Annotated in this window: 20 protein-coding genes; 18 read left to right on the top strand and 2 right to left on the bottom strand. The window is 37.8% G+C overall.

Going from position 1 to position 18308, the window contains the following annotated elements; translation table 11 throughout:
• Positions 1-14 precede the first annotated feature (14 nt).
• The 3 genes from BLV50_RS28150 (at position 15) to BLV50_RS33220 (ending at position 3575) form a co-directional block, all read left to right on the top strand.
• Positions 15-1730: a DEAD/DEAH box helicase gene (locus BLV50_RS28150; RefSeq protein ID WP_090811234.1), complete on the top strand. Its 1716-nt coding sequence runs from the start codon at positions 15-17 to the stop codon at positions 1728-1730.
• Positions 1731-1980: 250 nt separating this feature from the next.
• Positions 1981-3003 (top strand): SMEK domain-containing protein, encoded by a 1023-nt coding sequence (locus BLV50_RS28145; RefSeq protein WP_090811232.1) that lies wholly within the window; start codon positions 1981-1983, stop codon positions 3001-3003.
• A 416-nt stretch (positions 3004-3419) separates the two neighbouring features.
• Positions 3420-3575, top strand: coding sequence for a hypothetical protein (locus BLV50_RS33220; protein WP_218135443.1), 156 nt, complete (start codon positions 3420-3422; stop codon positions 3573-3575).
• Positions 3576-3626: 51 nt separating this feature from the next.
• Here the strand turns inward: BLV50_RS33220 and BLV50_RS28140 are convergent, their stop codons facing one another.
• Positions 3627-4085, bottom strand: a complete 459-nt coding sequence (locus BLV50_RS28140) for a hypothetical protein (protein WP_090811230.1) — start codon at positions 4083-4085, stop codon at positions 3627-3629.
• A gap of 320 nt (positions 4086-4405) precedes the next feature.
• Between BLV50_RS28140 and BLV50_RS28135 the strand changes: the two genes are divergently transcribed.
• From BLV50_RS28135 to BLV50_RS28065, 15 genes are all read left to right on the top strand, one after another.
• Positions 4406-4843, top strand: a complete 438-nt coding sequence (locus tag BLV50_RS28135) for a hypothetical protein (protein WP_090811228.1) — start codon at positions 4406-4408, stop codon at positions 4841-4843.
• Positions 4844-5356: 513 nt separating this feature from the next.
• Positions 5357-5599: a hypothetical protein gene (locus BLV50_RS28130; RefSeq protein WP_090811226.1), complete on the top strand. Its 243-nt coding sequence runs from the start codon at positions 5357-5359 to the stop codon at positions 5597-5599.
• A 4-nt stretch (positions 5600-5603) separates the two neighbouring features.
• Positions 5604-6599: an MFS transporter gene (locus BLV50_RS28125; RefSeq protein WP_090811224.1), complete on the top strand. Its 996-nt coding sequence runs from the start codon at positions 5604-5606 to the stop codon at positions 6597-6599.
• A gap of 24 nt (positions 6600-6623) precedes the next feature.
• Positions 6624-7457, top strand: coding sequence for a S1 RNA-binding domain-containing protein (locus BLV50_RS28120; RefSeq protein WP_090811223.1), 834 nt, complete (start codon positions 6624-6626; stop codon positions 7455-7457).
• A gap of 91 nt (positions 7458-7548) precedes the next feature.
• A complete protein-coding gene (locus tag BLV50_RS28115) occupies positions 7549-8370 on the top strand; it encodes a hypothetical protein (protein ID WP_090811221.1) in 822 nt (273 codons plus the stop codon).
• Between the two features lie 533 nt (positions 8371-8903).
• Complete coding sequence (locus BLV50_RS28110; RefSeq protein ID WP_090811220.1) at positions 8904-9263, top strand: hypothetical protein; 360 nt, start codon at positions 8904-8906, stop codon at positions 9261-9263.
• Positions 9256-9933, top strand: a complete 678-nt coding sequence (locus BLV50_RS28105; RefSeq protein WP_218135442.1) for a CHC2 zinc finger domain-containing protein — start codon at positions 9256-9258, stop codon at positions 9931-9933. The genes BLV50_RS28110 and BLV50_RS28105 overlap by 8 nt, the downstream gene beginning before the upstream one ends.
• Before the next feature lie 15 nt (positions 9934-9948).
• Positions 9949-10380 carry a single-stranded DNA-binding protein gene (gene ssb, locus BLV50_RS28100; RefSeq protein ID WP_090811216.1) on the top strand — a complete coding sequence of 144 codons (432 nt, stop codon included), beginning with the start codon at positions 9949-9951 and terminating at the stop codon, positions 10378-10380.
• 106 nt (positions 10381-10486) lie between these two features.
• A complete protein-coding gene (locus BLV50_RS28095) occupies positions 10487-10912 on the top strand; it encodes a hypothetical protein (RefSeq protein ID WP_090811214.1) in 426 nt (141 codons plus the stop codon).
• Between the two features lie 53 nt (positions 10913-10965).
• A complete protein-coding gene (locus BLV50_RS28090; RefSeq protein WP_218135441.1) occupies positions 10966-11925 on the top strand; it encodes a DUF6744 family protein in 960 nt (319 codons plus the stop codon).
• 82 nt (positions 11926-12007) lie between these two features.
• A complete protein-coding gene (locus tag BLV50_RS28085) occupies positions 12008-13549 on the top strand; it encodes an AAA family ATPase (protein ID WP_090811210.1) in 1542 nt (513 codons plus the stop codon).
• Positions 13550-13569: 20 nt separating this feature from the next.
• Positions 13570-13947, top strand: a complete 378-nt coding sequence (locus BLV50_RS28080) for a DUF1257 domain-containing protein (RefSeq protein WP_090811208.1) — start codon at positions 13570-13572, stop codon at positions 13945-13947.
• A 43-nt stretch (positions 13948-13990) separates the two neighbouring features.
• The gene (locus tag BLV50_RS28075; protein ID WP_090811206.1) at positions 13991-14182 is read left to right on the top strand and encodes a DUF2997 domain-containing protein; all 192 of its coding nucleotides are present in this window, start codon (positions 13991-13993) and stop codon (positions 14180-14182) included.
• A gap of 12 nt (positions 14183-14194) precedes the next feature.
• A complete protein-coding gene (locus BLV50_RS28070; protein ID WP_090811204.1) occupies positions 14195-14761 on the top strand; it encodes a 4Fe-4S single cluster domain-containing protein in 567 nt (188 codons plus the stop codon).
• 74 nt (positions 14762-14835) lie between these two features.
• Positions 14836-16332 (top strand): DNA cytosine methyltransferase, encoded by a 1497-nt coding sequence (locus BLV50_RS28065; protein ID WP_090811202.1) that lies wholly within the window; start codon positions 14836-14838, stop codon positions 16330-16332.
• A gap of 52 nt (positions 16333-16384) precedes the next feature.
• Here the strand turns inward: BLV50_RS28065 and BLV50_RS28060 are convergent, their stop codons facing one another.
• A complete protein-coding gene (locus BLV50_RS28060) occupies positions 16385-17659 on the bottom strand; it encodes a replication initiation protein (RefSeq protein WP_177031282.1) in 1275 nt (424 codons plus the stop codon).
• Between the last annotated feature and the right edge of the window lie 649 nt (positions 17660-18308).

Here is an 18308-nt window from a genome sequence, read left to right as displayed (position 1 = left end):
GGGAGCCACAGGCATTGGCAATATCTTTAAGAGACTACCAGAATGAAGCATCCTCTATCGTTTTCGAGAAACTTGCTGCAGGCGTAAAGAGACAACTTATTGTTCTCCCAACTGGAGCGGGTAAGACGATCGTGGCTGCGGCCGTATCAAAACTATTCAAAGAAACTTTTGATATAAATCGGCCTATTGTTTTCATTGCTCATCGAGACGAACTACTAAAGCAAACAGCAAGTAAAATGAGCCTGGTTTGGAGGGATGTACGTGTTGGCAGGGTTAAAGGCGCCGACAACGAGCAAGAAGTCGATGTCATTGTCGCATCTACTCAAACGTTAGTCCGCGGCAGGCAGATGGTTAGACCTTCGCTGGTTATTTATGATGAGGCACATCATAGTGTCTCTAAGGGGTCATACAAGGTCTTAGAGACCTTGGGCTGCTTTGAAGAAGATGGTCCACCATTACTCGGAATAACCGCGACCCCAAACAGACTTGATCGGCAAGCCTTAGGCCAAGTATATGAGGAGATTGTATATGAAAAAACGATCTTGGATCTCATACTATCCAAGTATCTCTGTGATATTAGGGGGAAAAAGATTGTTGCAGATGAACTCAATCTGGATTCCGTTCAAACACTTGCTGGTGATTTTAACGAAAAACAACTGGGGGAGCAAATGGGCCAAGAAAGTGTTATCGATACAATAGTCCAGGCGTATTTAGAACATGGTGAAGAAAGAAAAACGATTATCTTTGCTGTAAATGTGAAACAAACCTATGAAATTGCCGATCGCTTATCTTCTCATGGTGTGAAGGCTGCCGGCATAGATGGTTCATTGCCTGAAGAGACTCGCGATCAATTGCTCGCTGATTTTACTCAGGGCATTCTACAAGTCATGGTGAATTGTATGATCCTAACGGAAGGCTTTGATGAACCGAGTGTAAGTTGTATTATGATGGCGAGACCCACTAAAAGTGAGAGCTTATATACCCAGTGCATTGGACGGGGGACCCGATTATATCCGGATAAAGTCGATTGCCTTGTTCTTGACATTGTTGGCGTTTCAGAGAAACATTCTTTAATGACACTTAGCGATCTTTTTCCGCCTGGGCGAATAGAGGATGATGAGGAAATCGATGAAGATATCCTAAAAGACGAAATGTTAGAGGATGGGGAATCCGTACTTGAATTTCAGGAGCGCCTGTATCAAATTGCCTTTGAACATGGTAAGAAAATGCATGAGATTAATCTTTTCTCCACAAAGACAATCTACTTATGGAACTCTATCTCCGGTAGTGCTTACTACATTAGCATTGGCAATAAGCAATATTGTTACTTAATTAAAGACGATACGCACTGGTGGATTTTATTTGAACACACAAATAAGCGGCTGTATCCATTACATGATGAAGCTTTATCTCTAGAATACGCACAAGGTATTGCTGAAAGCTTTTTGCAGACAATCAGTACCAAGATTATTTATAAGGAAGCTCTGTGGAGACATCATCCAATGAGTCCAGCTCAACGTTCGCAGCTCGATAAAAATGCTATTGCGTATGATGACACATGGACAAAAGGGCAGGCATCCGATGTACTTAACAGTATTTTTGGAGAAAGAATTGCAACTAAAGTCATTGATAGATTTAATGGGGATCTATACCGTAGCATGTTATCAAATCAATATGTGCGAGATAAAATTTATCAGGATCTATCGGAGATTCAGAAAGAAATGAATTAGGTTTGGCAGGATATTGTAAGGACACATGGGAGGTACAGCATCATAATTAATAAGAGGGCCTGCTATTTGTGGCCCTCTAATTTATTTAACCAATCTGCTCTTTGCCCAAGAAGATATTGTCTCATATAGAGACTTTTTGAGATGTTGTCTCGCTTAAAATGCTTCATATGCTCTTCCACTGGCTCATCTTCTTTACCATGCAGTATACTGAGGATAAATAGTTGAATTTAGAATGAAGGTGGGTAATACTGTGGCTTTACGACGGATGGAAGACCTTAATGACATAATGAAGGGTTTGTCACTACTCCAATATTACATAAAGTTTAGTTCAAATAAGTTGAGGAATCATTCAATCAACGAGCAATGTGAAACTTTTTTTGCCGGTTTATTAAATCGGATGTATGATTTGAAATTAGTTACTTTGGGAAAAAATCACCCAGCTATCGATCTTGAAGACAAAAAGAATCATTATGCAGTTCAAATCACAACGGACGGAACGAAAAAAAAACTAAATCATACTGTGTCTAAATTTGAGGGAAAGAAGTATTATAAAAAGTACGCTACACTATTACATCTAATAGTTGGAGAAAAAGGCTTTCTTCTTCCAAAGGACAACCCTTACCCGTTCCAAAATGGACAGTTTAGTAATTATTACGCCGATGTTAAAGACGACAAGGAATATCAGATCATAATACAGGATTTGTACGGATTAATCCTTGAGATTGATGCACTTGATGATGAGACATTAGGTGACCTGAGAAAGTACATCAACAAAAATATAAATAGTGTGATCGATGCCGTCCGCCAGCCATTTTACGAACATATACCTGCGACGGTTAGCCCTTATACTGCAGTCGCGTTCTTTAAACACTTTGATATGACTGATATTAATCATCAACAGGAGTTCATTCAGCAAATGGATAAATTCTCAGACGTTCTTGCCGGATTAGATAAGAATACAAGAATCTATCTTTACTACGCTACGCAATCACTCCGCCCAGAATCGTCGAAACACGGCTGGCTTATAGTTTCCGAACCTACCTTAAGGAAAAAACTTAAGTTAAATATTGAAGAAGCAGAAGAAGAAATCGAAGTTCTGGAAAGTGTGAAGCTTCTTAACAGAGACATAATTCAAGATAATCAAGCTTTTGTACTGCATTATTATGATGAAGATGGGGTAGAGTTGATAAACGATTTATTCCAATTTTGCAAAGAGAATGACAGGTCATTGGAAAAGATAATTGTTGACCTGAACATATCGGAACTTGATTAATATCATCAGGTGCCACTTCTAAGAGTGCTGAAATAGTGGGGGATTTAATCAAAACAAATAATTTCATCAGAAGGTTTATCTGAAATATCGCAGCCATCAAAAGTATGCTTGTTTGTTAGACGGGAACAATAATTACTAAGTGTATTCTTGAATTAATATACTACTATTTTCACTTACCACCTCCAATAGCTACTACTAACTAACTTGAGACTTAACCCATAAAAGGATCAGATATTTACCCAAAAGTATGTCAGAAAATGCTTAGAATTTTGGTGTTTTCGTGATTTTTAAATGTATTTGGAAGCATAAAGTTGCCGTGAGTCCCCATTAGGACGACTTTAAATTAAACTAACGGCCAGGTTAACTTAAGACAATAAATATAGACGTGACTGAAATGGAGCTTTTAAATATAGCTAATGAATTTGAAAATGGGAAGAGAGACGGAGGAGAAGTTTGGTACTGTAGGAGCGATAGCGTCCACTTTTGTCACCGGATTTCTACCGGATATAGGAAGAACAACGGCCGGAAGTCGAAACATTCACTTCACTGGAGTCACGCTAATTCAAAAATAAAAAAAATCAGGAGCACTTGTCGAAAATAATGGCTCCTGATTTATGAAATTACTATTTTGATAAACTTGATGGATCAGTATCAGTCGGGTTTTCATCATTTAAGGTTTTATTTAAGAGCAACGAATTGGGATAATTTTTAAGAAATTCTGCTTCATCTACTTTTAAAAAAAATTCGCCATCAAAAATTAGTTGATTCGTATTAGGCCCGATTTGATCTAAATTTCTTGCTATCTCCGATTCCTTAAAGATACTTTGTTCATCTGCTCGCACGAACATGCCATGAGGTGTATATAGTTGACTATAATACCCTTTTGCGATTTTTGATTCTACGGATTCTTCGGATTTTACGGACTTTACGTTATTTGTTGAAAAATTATTGTTAACAGGATTCTCAACTGTCTTATTTAAGGTTTCCATTTCTGGATAGGTGTCTGCTTTTGAATTCGAAATTAATGCCACTCCTGAAATAATAGTCACTGCAAAGGCTATTAAATATATTTTTTTAAACATATTATCCCCGCCCTTTCTATAGCAACAATTATTTCCTACTTCACAACATTATAATCACTAAAATACTAAGGGTCTATTTGGCTTTGCAGTACAACTGGTTTTCGAAAGGACAACAACCAGAATCCCGACTCATGACGAGTATAAAGGAGCTAAACTGATTGCTGCCATCGACTACGAGACGGCTCATAAAATCAATAACACATAGAAAGCAGTGGATCAACTCGATGGCTGCTTTTGTTCAACTAACGGCAGTTTAACAGAACAACTCCTTTATACATAAAACTCACCCATATGAGGAAAAATCATGGTGAGGTGATTGTATGAGAAAAATTTTGATGTCCATTCTAGTCCTTTCTATTGGGGCTATATTTTCCATTCCGTTAGTAAGTGTAGCTCATCCACATGATGAAGTGTCTAAAGGTAAGGATTCGATTGAATGGGTTGCATTATGGAAATTCCCACAAACAAGAGAAGAACAATTGGAGCGTATGTTAACGACTGAATTGCAAAGGAAGATACTATTTTCGCTCCAAGAAAAACAATACTTAAAGACAGGGAAAGATAATGTTTATAGCTTTGACCCGTTTCAAATAGCGAATATGAAAACGGTAGATGGTGATTTTTATGTATTGGATGTAATAGCAAGTGTTCACAAGGTTATTAACAATGAGGTAGACAAGAAAGTAGAAAAGTATCAAATAACTTTCCGCCACAATTACGATTTAGGATTTGTCGTCATGAATGTAGAAAAAAAATAAAACACCCTAAGTTATTAAACTAACGGGAAACGATAGCTCAATAAATTCAAGTGAAGTCAATCGTAATAGTGGTTGGCTTCTTTGACTTTAAATTTTTCATTTAAACCATAATTTAAACTTCCTTTTAATTCAAATTGTACATTTTGGAGGTGTTACTTCCCGCAACCGATATTTTAGTGTTTTTTCATTCATAAAGGTCCTAAAACGGGTACTTTGTGCACATTTTCAAAGCGAAATAGGAATGTGTGTTTCTAGCTGCTTGAATTGGAAGCATAAGTTTGCCATGAGTTTTTGGAAGCATAAGCTTGTCAAATGGCAAACTTATGGGTTAAGTCTCATAACTACAAAATCTAATATTGCGTTGTTAATGTAAATCATGATATACTATTATTAGTTAAATTGAATACATTCGAATAACACTTACACTACCGTAGAAACGGCGTGCTGAAGACAACTATCCATTTGTCTTCATGCACGCTATTTTTTATTTTCTTTTAGAAAGGAGGAACAGACTTGAGTCAGACGGGCTTAGATCCAAATGTTTCTCTGCAGAAAGTGGTCTCATTTGTTGATAGTGAAGAACTCGCTAAGCAAATTAACAATCTTTCGACGAATGGACAAGATATGTTAAGCAGACTGCTAATTCAAGAAATTCTGAATGCATCAAATTACTTTATTCCACTCATTCACCTTGCAGAAACTGAAGGCAAAGAATTGATCGTCAATTTCTTGCCTGACCAAGTACAAGGAGGGTAATGTCGTGAAAGCCATCGCGAAATATCTTCCTATTGTAATTAAGCTGTACATACCTACCGTTTTTTTCATCTCCCTCATAGGACTGATGGCATTGTTTATGAGTTTGTACCGCTTAGGATTCGGTATGCCTTTATTGTTTTGGTTATTAGGACTAACTGGGCATATCATTTTCTTTCGTAACACGAACAAAATAAGCTATCTATCTTTATACGGGTGTATCTTTGCTTTTGATTGGATGCTCGGCAGTATAGTTACTCGTTTAATTGACAGGATTTCACCGGGTTCTACATCCATTTTACCATCCATATTTAGCTTAATTTGCTTAGTTGGCATGTTCTTCCTTTCATATATCTATGTGAAAGCAGTCAAGAGTTTGAAGCCGCCTATAAATCGAACGTACTCTTGGGAAGATTTCAATTTTGATTTGAATGTGAAATTAGACAAGGCCGAGATAAGTTGGAACGATATAAAGGAAAAGCTATCTGAACTGAAGACCAAATTACTAACTAAAAAGGTGGATTTGAAAAACCTTGTGAGTAGAGGAGGTACCCAATCGCTCCCTACGCAATCCGTTCCTGTATCCATTGAGGAAGCCGAAGAGATTAGCCCCTTTGATATGAAAGAAGAAGACGATAATGAGTGGGCAGAAGTGGAACAACCCATGTTTACTATCATTGATTTTGAGAAGGAGAATGCTGAAAATACCCAACAAACAGTAGAGACTCCGAAATCAGAACCAACGAAAAAAGAGAGAATTCCCTTTTTGGAAAGTGAACTGCCTGCTTACAATGCTCCCCTGCCTGAACCACCTCCGGTACGATCTAGTAGAAATGGGTCAGCACCGGTGAAGTTGGAGGAAAACAGAAAAGGTCCGCAAACAGCTGAGCATTCTAAGAGTCCTATAGCGACTCCAGATAGCAATCTACCTACTTCTGTTAAAGATACAGTTAAAGAAAACAGTAATGCTGAAACGAGTAGCTTTTGGAAGTTTCAGGAGTAATACCAAATACGAGGAGGAACTATAATGAGTAATATTCTTGAAAATGATGTATTGTTGAAAATTGTCCCTGAGAGTGAGCAGCAGATACATGACCAAGTTGAACAGGAAGCTTGGGAAAAGGTGTATCAAGCGCGACAAAACCGTTCCATCATGCAGTCCGAAATTAGTACTATTGAGACACATGGCGGTAAAGTCTGCGTGATTGTGTTCGTGGGTCATATCAAAGGGATCATCCCGATTGAGGAGACTGATTTCGATCAACGTACACAATTGACTGATGCAATTGGTAATAACATCTACTATAAAGTAACTGGTTTGGATCGTGATTCTGAAATTTTTGTAGCGTCAAGCAAGCAAGCTATCGAACATCTTCAAGGTTTAACATGGGATCGGTTGCGGACAAACCTAATCGTGGATGCAAAGATCGTACGAGTGAACAATCGATCACTGCGTCTTGATATTGGAGCAATTAATGTAGATCTCAGAGCAGATGAGGTCTCCTACGAGTGGATCGACGATATGCATGATCGATATAAACCTGGTGATACCATCCGAGTTAAGGTGATTGATTTCAACAAAGAAGAAAAACTTTTAAAGGTCAGCGGTAAACAACTCTTCAAGAACCCTTGGCCTGAGTGTACGACGAGATTTCAAACCGGAAACACTTATAAAGGTAAAGTCTCTGGGGTTGTTGAATATGGTGTGTTCGTAAATCTTGCTGAGGGTGTAGATATCTTGTGTCGTCAACCTAAACCAGGTATTGGCAAAGTGAAAAAAGGGGATATTGTCCGTGTGAGAGTTGCAAAAATCGATGTAGAAAAAAATGAAATGTCGGGAATAATCAAAAGCAAAGTTTAATACTAACACTTCACTTGATACTTGCAAAAGCCTCTAATTAAGAGGCTTTTGTTTTGCCATACTTATAATAATAAATAGGAGGTTTATGCTCATGGTCTTTGATTTATCCCCTTTTCACATGGAAAATAAATATATCATTAAGTGGGGACGCCAGCCATCTGATACGATCAAACTGAAAATATCAACTTTGAATACCGCACAACGTAAAGTCTTAGAAAATCTGGGGTTTCTATATTTTGCATCAAAAGTACAACTGGCCAAAATTCTTAACCCTGGGAACATTCGTAGAGGTAAAAAGAATGTTTCCTTCTTGTTAGATAAAGGTTATCTGGTTGAGCACACACTGACAGGTAGGGAAAACAACAAGTTTATGCCTGTCTACAGCTTATCGAATCCAGCGAGGAAAATCTATGGATTGGATAAATTCCAAAAAGCATTAACGATCGAGTTACTTCAAAAATTGCTTGTATCTCAATTTTACTCCCGGTTTCATGAGATCGATCCTGAAACGAAAGTTGAAGAGACCAAATCCCCCTTTGATGCTAGGTTCACAGTAAAGGGAATGCAATTTCAAGTAGCAACTTTAAGAGAGAAAGTGCAGCGTGACAAAGTCTATAACCACATTCGTTTTATGGAAGATGAAATGAAAACACTGATTGTAGTCAGTGATTGGGACGATGCGAAGAAGTTCTTGGATATTAAAGATCAAACACATCTCTTTAGGATTACTACCGATCATAACCTGCTTAAGGAAGACCTATCTGAAAGCTTCTCTTATGTTGAAAATCACGAATTCATACCAGAGTTCATTCCACCTTTTAGAAAGCCACCTAAAATTGTACAAGAGCCTGTCCAACCTCCGGTAGATGAGAACATAAACAGGTTACTTGGTATTCTTCAACCTTCGTCATAACATCAGTAGAGATAAGTAAGAGGTCCGGACGGACTTCTTACTTACCTTTATTCCCCTAGTCAAACAACATGTACTCCCGCTAATATTATGAACTTAACTAGAGGTTGGAGTAAGCCAAAAATACCACTAATTACTTGATATCCTTGACCATAAAACGTATAATAGTGTCATAGTTAAACCGTTAGATATCAGTATTTTTTTCATTTATGTTATGAACGTTCAACGATGATAACAGATGAATGAAAAGATGGATGGATATACTTGTATATCAGGAAATATTGGTATAATTGCGAATTCAGTCATCGACATGGAAGGGCAATTAAGGTGTTTAGGAATCTTAGGTAATGAAGACGTTTTTTTGTCGTGTACATTATCTACATTTAACCTACTGCTTAAAATTTCACTTAGATTTTGAACGTTAACAATTACATATACTATTCTTGAATGAATATCTCTTAAAAGCTTACATCCTATCATTAGGATCGTAAGCTTTTTTTTATTATATAAATAATAATTTGAGGAGGTTAGCAATCATGATTAATCACAAGCATGTTAAAGCAGTCTTCACTCAGGAAGGGGAACAAAGGACGATTTTTGTCTCACTTTCTGCTTCAAATGGTGAAGGTATTTACCTCGTGGCAGCTACTTATATTAAAGGTCAAATTGTAATTGCGCACGAATGTCCTGCAATTCAACTTAAAAGAGCATGTTGGCATTCCGATGTTGTTTTGGATATTTTCAGATCTGTTTTTAAACAACATTCAGAATTACAAGACGCTAGGGTCGTATACCTAAACAAGAAAGTAGTAATGAAAAAGGAATGGATTCAGATCCCTATGCCTAAAACCTATGGAGTTGATAATAATGAGCACGATATCCAGTTACTTGCCTGATATTGTAGATTATGCAGTTTCGGCGGGAATCACTGTAAGATCAAACACATTGAGAAAAGAACAAACAGAATTTGTTTGTCCTTGGTGCGAAAATACCTTATCTAAAGGGAAGTACAAGCTTACTTTAAATCGATCCAGAGGGGTTTTTAGATGCTTTACATGTGGAATTAATGGAGGTGTCATTGACTTCATCCAACACGTTGAGCAAAAAAGTCGTGAGGAAGTTTTAAAAAACCTTCGAGAAAAATCTGGACTTGATGAAAAGTTGCACCAAAAGAAACAAGCGAAGAAACACCCAGCCGAGAGATTAAATACTTCTCAGCTTGGTCTTATCGGTTTTCGTGATTCTAGAACCCCAAGGCTGAGATATGGAGATTATACCTATCGTAAGAGTCTTAATGAGTGGATCTGGGCTGAATGGACACGATTTATTGATTGCAAAAAGCGTGAGGCTCTTGCTCATCTAATCTACAGTATTCAGATTAATCAATACCAGCAAGCTTTGGATGATATTAACCAAATGTCCAAAGATATAGACTATGACTTACTCCCTGAAGTGTTTGAAGCTTACGGGTGTGGTAATCAACCTCGTACATGGGCAATTGGAGTCCATAAATGGGTTGATTCTCTCCAGGACTCATATCTAAAAACTATTGAAAATATTAAATAATATGGAGGTTTTTTTATGCTGAACCGTGTCATTCTCATAGGCAGACTCACAAGAGATCCGGAGTTGAGATATACGCCGGCTGGAGTAGCCGTTACGCAATTTACATTGGCAGTGGACAGACCGTTTACAAGCCAAGGGGGAGAAAAGGAAGCAGATTTCATACCAGTCGTAACTTGGAGACAACTCGCTGAGACTGTAGCTAATTACTGTCGTAAAGGTAGGCTCGTCGCTGTTGAAGGACGCATCCAAGTGAGAAATTACGAAAATAACGAGGGTAAACGAGTTTATGTTACAGAGGTCATCGCAGATAACGTTCGCTTCCTTGAGTCTCAAAACAAAGATAATAATAAATCAAACTCAAATTCTAATCGCAACTCAAATAACCAAGATCCTTTCTCAGATAGCGGGAAACCAATTGATATATCTGATGATGATCTGCCATTCTAGTTAGATAGAGAGGCCGTTATCCAGGAAAAGGAGAACATACAAATACTACAAAAAGGAAAATCTCAGAACTGGGGTTTTCCTTTTTTTTATTAAAGGAGATGCCTATATGCCGAAAAAGATGAAAATATCTTCTGAAGTCAAAGGCAACTACCAAGGCAGTATGACATTAGACTTAGCCTTACATCAACCAAGAGTAGTTTCTGTCCGGTGTTGTCCTAATGATGAGCAACACATTGTTCGGGGGAATTGTTTTCTAATGGGTGGACGTACCTGGTACTGTCCAATGTGCGGGATCGAGTGGATAGCTAGTCTGCGGACCGGTACCGTTCGTTATCTTCAAATAGATATTGAGGGATCAACAGAGCTAATTAAGTCAATTCCACTCATATTCTTCAATGAATACCGACAATCCCAAGAATATAAAAACAACAGAACGGACTTTCTAAAATTAACACAATTAATGAAACCCATTAAAACGAACGCCATCAAGTGCGCTATAGAATATGAACAATTAAAATTGGATCTATTTTAAACTCCAATACTCAGGCGAGAGGATAATTAAAAATGAGAAAACTAACACGTGAAATGGCTAAAGAAATCACCGCAGTCGGCATGGAAGACAAACAATCCGTTGAAGTTATCGGTTATTTGATTTGGTACTCTATCGGCATGAAACAAATTGAACGAAGACTTTTGGCAGAACATGTTGCTGCTTCTGAAATAGACCCATCACTTATGCCTAATGAGATTCGTGTAATTGATGCGTTTCGCCGGTCTACCAAAGCAATTGAATGTAAACAGCCACCCATAGACGGGAAGGGATCAGAAAGGATTCTCGTTCGAGAAACTGTTACAACTGCTGAGCGAGTAGTACGTAACATTGTACGAGAAGTGATTGACCCTAAAGAAGAAGAAAAGCTTCTATACAAAACTCAAGAAGCAATTGTAACGCTTGAAAGAGAAGACTTTTACTTCCTGGATACACAGATTATTAATCCGGAGGTTGAACCTTTAGTAGAGAGGATCAAGGAGCTCTTCGTTACATTTCAAACAACTCATGATGATAAAGCAGTGCGTCATATGTGTATTGAGACAATTAAGAGGATGTCTCCTGTCATGGTAAAGACTTCTGGTGGAGTCTATTTTGTACCCGTGAAGTTCGAAGACCAGCTGCGTTCATTCACGACATTTGTAAATCTACTGGAACTTAGCTCTGCCTACATGATTCCTTTAATCAAAACAGGCGATACGATGGATCTCGTTCGTAAAGCAACGGTTAGTCAATTAAACACTGCAATGGAAAATTTAAAAACTGCCTATGATAATCGTGAAAATCTTACTCCAGCTGATATAACATCAGTCGTTAACGAAACTCAACTGTCTTTTGGCATTATTGATGATTATCAAGATCTGTTAAATTCAGATCTAAAAGACATCACTTCATCGTTACGGGATATGCAAAGGATGCTAAAGGATGTAGCGGCATTAAAAAAAGATAGAAGAGCTAAAAATGAGAATGTTCGTCAGTTATCTCTATTCGATTAGAACTTAAAAGTTATGTTAATTCGGGACTTATCCAAGGATAAGGTTCCGTTTTTATTCTTTAATTAAAGGAGAAATTAAAAATATGACTAAACAAACGATTGAAAATTACATCAATGCATGTTATCCAGCAATCTGGATTAATACGTTCGAGGAGAATCGATGTATTAATGCTTTACAGAATATTGCACATGAATGCACGCTAGAAATGAAGGTATGGTCTTGTACCGAAGGTTATCTTGATTATACAAATTCAATGGATGATTCCGGTACAGGAATGACAACAGCCCAAGATGCATTGGAATATATCACAGATGATAATGAAAATCACAGTAATACAATCTTTGTGCTCAAAAACTTTCACCATTACATGGATAACCCTTATATTCTACAGAAACTTAAGGATACAATTCTCAGTTGTATTAACCCCACAAACTACATCATCTTCGTATCCCCCAAAACAGTAATACCTATTGAGGTAGAAAAAGATATTGCTGTAACCACGTTTACTCCACTTGATATTGAAAAGATGGGCGAAGTGTTGGATCGTCTTACGAAACCTAAGGATATCGTTATTGATCCTGAGTATCGAACCCTAATTTTAAAAAACTCACTTGGTTTAACAGAACAAGAAGCCGAAAATGTGTACTCACTCGCATATACAATCCATCGCGAATATGGAGCAAATGCAGTTAAAACCATTCAGGAAGAGAAAGCAAACATCATAAAAAAAACAGGTATTTTAGAATTCATTCCTCCAAGTAACAATATATCCGACATAGGAGGAGCCAGTGAATTCAAAACTTGGGCAAAAGTACGTAAAGAATCATTTTCTGAGGAAGCAAAAGCCTTTGGTGTCCAATCTCCTAAAGGAGTGTTGCTGTGTGGTGTCTCTGGTGGAGGTAAATCTGCATCAGCTCGAGCGCTAGGTAATCTTTGGCAACTTCCCATTTTGAGATTCAATATCGGTAAGGTATTTGGTTCATATGTAGGCGAGTCAGAAGCTAACATGCAAACAGCCTTACGCACTTCAGAATCAATGAGCCCATGTATCCTCTGGATCGATGAGATCGAGAAGGCACTTGCAGGTTTAGGAAGTGATTCTTCTGGTAATGGGGTAACATCTCGTGTATTCGGGGAGTTGTTAACTTGGATGCAAGAAAAAGAAAAAGATGTCTTCGTGCTAGCCACTGGCAATAATATTAATGAATTGCCTCCGGAGTTAATGAGGAAGGGTAGATTCGATGAGATATTTTGGTTCGGCCTTCCTGAAAATTCAGAACGAATTGAAATTCTATCTATCCATATTAAGAAACGTGGTCGAAACCCAGAAAATTTTGACCTTTCACACGTGTCTGAAGCTACGGAAGGATTTGTAGGTGCTGAATTAGAACAGGTCATTATTGATGGTATTAGTCTAGCTTTTGCTGACCGTAAAGATCTGAGTACGACTCATCTGATCGCTGCAGCTGAACAAACGATACCGTTGTCGAGTCAGCGCAAAGAAGAAATTGATACTATGAGAACCTGGGCCAATAATAACGCTCGTAGTGCCTCAACTCCCGTAAAAAAGTCTGTAAAACGAACAAATAAATCAACTACTACAAGCACCAGAAGATTATCATAAATCACTTAGGAGGGACTACTATGTCTCATACATCTCGTATTCAAACTCAAATTACCAATATAAAAGCACTCGAACGTGCAGTGAAAGCATTAAAATTGCATCTCATTAAGAATGGGATGGTGCGTGCCTTCAGTGAGTCACAGCACTTTAAAGCCGATTACGTCATTCAATGTAGAGGCCCTTATGATGTAGGTCTTGTTAAGGTCGATAAGATCTATGAGCTCCGTACAGATTGGTGGGGTGGTCATGTTGAAAAAGAAATTGGTGAGAATGGTGGTCGTCTGCTGCAGGAATATCAAATTGCAGTAACGGTGATGGTCGCTCAGTCAAAAGGGGATAATATTATCAGACAAACGTTACCAGATGGGACAATTAAATTAAGAATATCTCAGAAATAAGTTTAAGCGATAATTATCGAAATATTATTGGGAGTTGATCTATTTGAAAGAGGTCATAATGTTATTTAAAGCTGACGGTACCGTCATAGTAGAAGCCGTCGGCTATAACGGGGATGGTTGTGAAGCTGCAACAGAACCCTATGAAAAAGGTCTCGGTCATGTTGAAGAACGATCCTATAAAAAAGAATATCATGGAAAAAACACTAGAAATCAAGCAATGATCAAAAACAAGTAAGGAAGTGGACTAATGGACGTTAAAATACATGAAATCACTCATCACTCAACAGTTAATGGACCAGGGCAGAGATCAGTTATACACTTTCAAGGCTGTAAATTTCAATGTCCCGGCTGCTTTAATCCAAGCACTCATTCTCTGGCAGGGGGGAGAAATATTTCAATTAATGAGATTATTTCTTCTATTCCCACAACGATAAAGGATATAACAATAAGTGGTGGGGAACCATTTTTACAACCTTTAGCGTTAGTAACGCTCGCCCATGCTTTAAAACACTTCGGATATTCAATCGTTGTATTTACCGGTTTTTATCTTCAGGAGATCGAGAAACTGAATTATGGGCCTCAAATTTTAGAACTCATTGATGTATTAATTGATGGCCGTTACGATGAAAAAGCTTCATCCCTCATTGGCTTGCATGGCAGTGATAATCAAACGATTCATTTCCTTAGTGACCGGTATAACCATACCGACTTCCAAACCAGAGATGTTGAAATATTCATATCTGTAGAGGGTGAAACACAGATAACTGGATTTCCCGATGATAATTTACTAAAAGCTTTCAGTACACATATTTAAATAACACCAAAAGGTAGAAATCAATTGATTTCTACCTTTTTTATTAGCTGATCTATATTCAGGAGGAACGATAAATGAATTTATCACATATATTAGATGGAGCAACTATGATACGGAATTATCGTACAAGCTCAAAACCAAGAAAGCATGGTGCGATTACACGACTGTGGCTAGAAAAGCCCGTTTTACGTGCGGGTAGGTTCGTTGCTGGAGCAGGAATTATTGTTCAAACTTTTGCTGACCATGTGCATATAAGAGCTGCCTTGAAAATCGAAGTAGCAAGTCACATTGTGCATCATAAAAAAGGTGAGCCTATTTTAGACTTAGCAAATACGGACATAGATAAAGTATTAGGTATTGGTGTTAAAATTGATATCGTTGTCAAACCAGGCGAACTCTACGTATATCGGGAGATGACATTCGAAATGAATTTTACCGGTCAGAAACCGGAATTCTGTAGTCACTCTCTAAAAAAATATAGATTGCTCTCGCTTTTCTGTGGTATTGGTGGATTAGCAACGGCCTTCGTCAATACCGGCGCCTGCGAATCTGCACTCGGCGTGGATATCGATGAAGTAACTAACAATCCCTTTGATTGGGAAAGAAAAGTTAAAGATCCATCATATCGAGCATATTCAATAGAAACTTTTCAATTGAACTATCCGGATAGCTTAGTCTACTGGGGTGATTTAAAATCTGTAAATAACCTCTATGTGCCAAAATGTGATATTGCCCTGATATCAGCCCCTTGTGTTGAATATAGCTTGTTAGGCGGGCGAATGGAGGGCCTCTTAGAGCATTTTGTTCCCCACATGGTACGGATACTTCGTCAAGCTGAGGTTAGAGCAATTTTCATTGAAAACGTACCACAATATTTTAATTCTGATACGTATCATAGCTTTGTGTCCTTGCTAAAGATGGACTTTCCATACGTGTATCATCAGAAGATCGATTCTTATGATTATGGAAGTATAGATCATCGAATAAGAGGATATTCTGTCTTATTAGCAGACAAAAGTGAGTTTTCGTTTCCGGAGCCGATTAAGACTCCAACATCTAGAAGGAAACGTTTGAAAGATTACCTAAGTAGCACGACAGATCGTACGTGGAGTGATATTGAGGACTCTACAATGGGATACTTCTATAATCAACATCATAAACAGTACAGCGAGACTGGTTTTACTGCAGCTAAAAATAAAAAACTGCTTGTTACCGAGAATGCAGTTGAAATCGCGTGCATCACGAAAGGGTATGGAAAGATACAGAGTAATCAATCCTATTTATTAGACAAGGACCAAAAGAGATTTTCAAAGTTCACACCACAAGAAATCCTGAACATATTAGGGTACCCTGGTTGGTTTAAATTTGTTGATGGTTGCTCTAACACACGGCAATATGAATTGCTTGGCAACTCAGTGAATGTTAGACCCATTGAAGCCATTGCTTCACGAGTAGTTACCGCATTAATGGAAATCGACATTCGTCATCAATTGAAGTCAAGTGTCATAGTTAAAGAATCATCGGTTTACGAAGTTAACGCGGATGGCCAGATTGCATTTGTTATAAATTAATATAGAAAAGCCATCCAAGTAGTTAATGCAACCTTGGATGGCTTCTTTTATCTTACTGAGACTGTTGAGCAAGTCGTTTTAATTGTTGATTTTCAATCTGAAGGAATACCGTCTTTCCATGGTGATGATACAGATCTTCTAGCACGAGAGGTCTACATCTCATTTCTTCACGGTTTGACATATTCTGATCGATCGCGTTCCAGATATCTCGATAAAGTTCCTCCAAAGCAACTTTCTCACTTTGAACTCTCTCTTTAATTACCTGTTCCGCATAAAATACCAGCTTCGAAATTCTATTATTCAAGTGCGTTGTAGATACTTTAGGATTTTCTTCTTCTTCATTACTGTATTGTTGTTTGGAGTCTGCATAGTTACCTTCAATCGCTTTAACGATATAACCAGCAATACTACTTACTTCTTGATTTTGTTTCTTCTCGTATACATACTTGATGTTCTCCCGCACGTGCTCTTCGCCATATTGACTGACTAGTTCAAGAGCAGTTTTCTTTTTAACCTCAAAGCGAGCTAAGAGATCCATGATTGGCTCAGTAAGAATAACAGAATCACCATCGTTTAATACTTCACGTTCCGTCATTTTATGATTTTTGAAGATGTGGAAGGTAATACTTACAACCCGAGTCCCAACCTTCTTCTCCTCAAGTTCAAATCTGATGTCCGTCTTGTTAGCCAATTCTTTTTGAGCAGTGAGGATGACTCTGTTCTTAAGATGACTATAGCGGTCATATTGACCTTCTTCAACTTCCATAAAATCCTTGAATTCCTGGATGCTATTAAACTTTCTTTTTCCTAGTGGTAGGTATTGTTTGAGCAATTTGTATAGCTTGAGGGAGTGGCTGCTTCTCAGGTAAAGGATATTCCATAGTTTGAAATGAGTAAAGTTAGCCTTTAATTGTAGCAAGTATGGCTTTAACTGTTCTGCAAATTCTAACTCAATTAAACCTTTGCCTTGAAAGTACCGAGCCGATGCAAGCCAGTGTGCCTCAAGGACTGATCGAGTTGCTTTCTCTTCGATAACCACTTTCTTATCTTGTAATTGTCGTATAAGATCTCTTACTCTTTTATAGAAATTTTTGTCTTTAATATCTAATCGCTCTGCAATATCGCTGACTTTAAAAAAATGTGTTTTAAATTGAGTGTCTTCCGGATGTATGCGGGAAGCTAGGATATATATTAGACGTTCCTCATGAAGTGTTAGGTTAGTTTTGGCCTCTATCAATACGTTACTTTCTGTAACAATAAAATGATCTGAGATTGGATCAGGCTCAAATGAAAATTCTATCTGTTCATGATTGTCAGCTGGTAACACACTAACCCCTCCTGTAACCCTTGTCCATTTACTATATCGGATTAATCATAATCTATCTACTCCGTTTTGTGTGGCCGATTAAAAGCAGCTTAGACAGGAAGAAACTTGCTTATTGCCTGATTTTGAACAATTAGCAGATGATTAAAATTGGTACGTTATCCATTTTATATGTATATTATTGAGTAATTAAGGTGAATCAACCCCATTTTGCTGAGATAAGGCTTCGGCCACATGAACCTGACGATATAATGCGGATTTACTATACACAATTTAGATCGGCCACACATAGCAGAGTAAACTCCTTTCTTCCTTAAGAGATTTATATGGAGAAGGCCACACAAAGCAGAATAAGATACGGTAATTAGTAAAAATTGAGTATTTAACTTGAATAATCGGCCACATGGACCAGACTGTATGACGAAAGGCCACACCAAACAGACAAATTTGGGTTGTAGTTGTTTATAACCCCTACCAAATACTCTGCTATATGTGGCTTCTAATGTATAGCACGTCACAAAGGCCACACATAGCAGAGTAAATTGTCTCATGGATATCTACTATTACAAGAAAGGCCACACCAAACAGAGTAAATGAATGAATTAGGTCTTTAAAAGCCACATGAACCAGAGTATTATTGAAGATATCCACA

It is taken from the genome of Paenibacillus sp. 276b, assembly GCF_900107875.1.
In the GTDB taxonomy this organism is placed as follows: Bacteria; Bacillota; Bacilli; order Paenibacillales; family Paenibacillaceae; genus Paenibacillus; species Paenibacillus marchantiae.
This window is presented reverse-complemented; position numbering and strand designations above follow the sequence as displayed.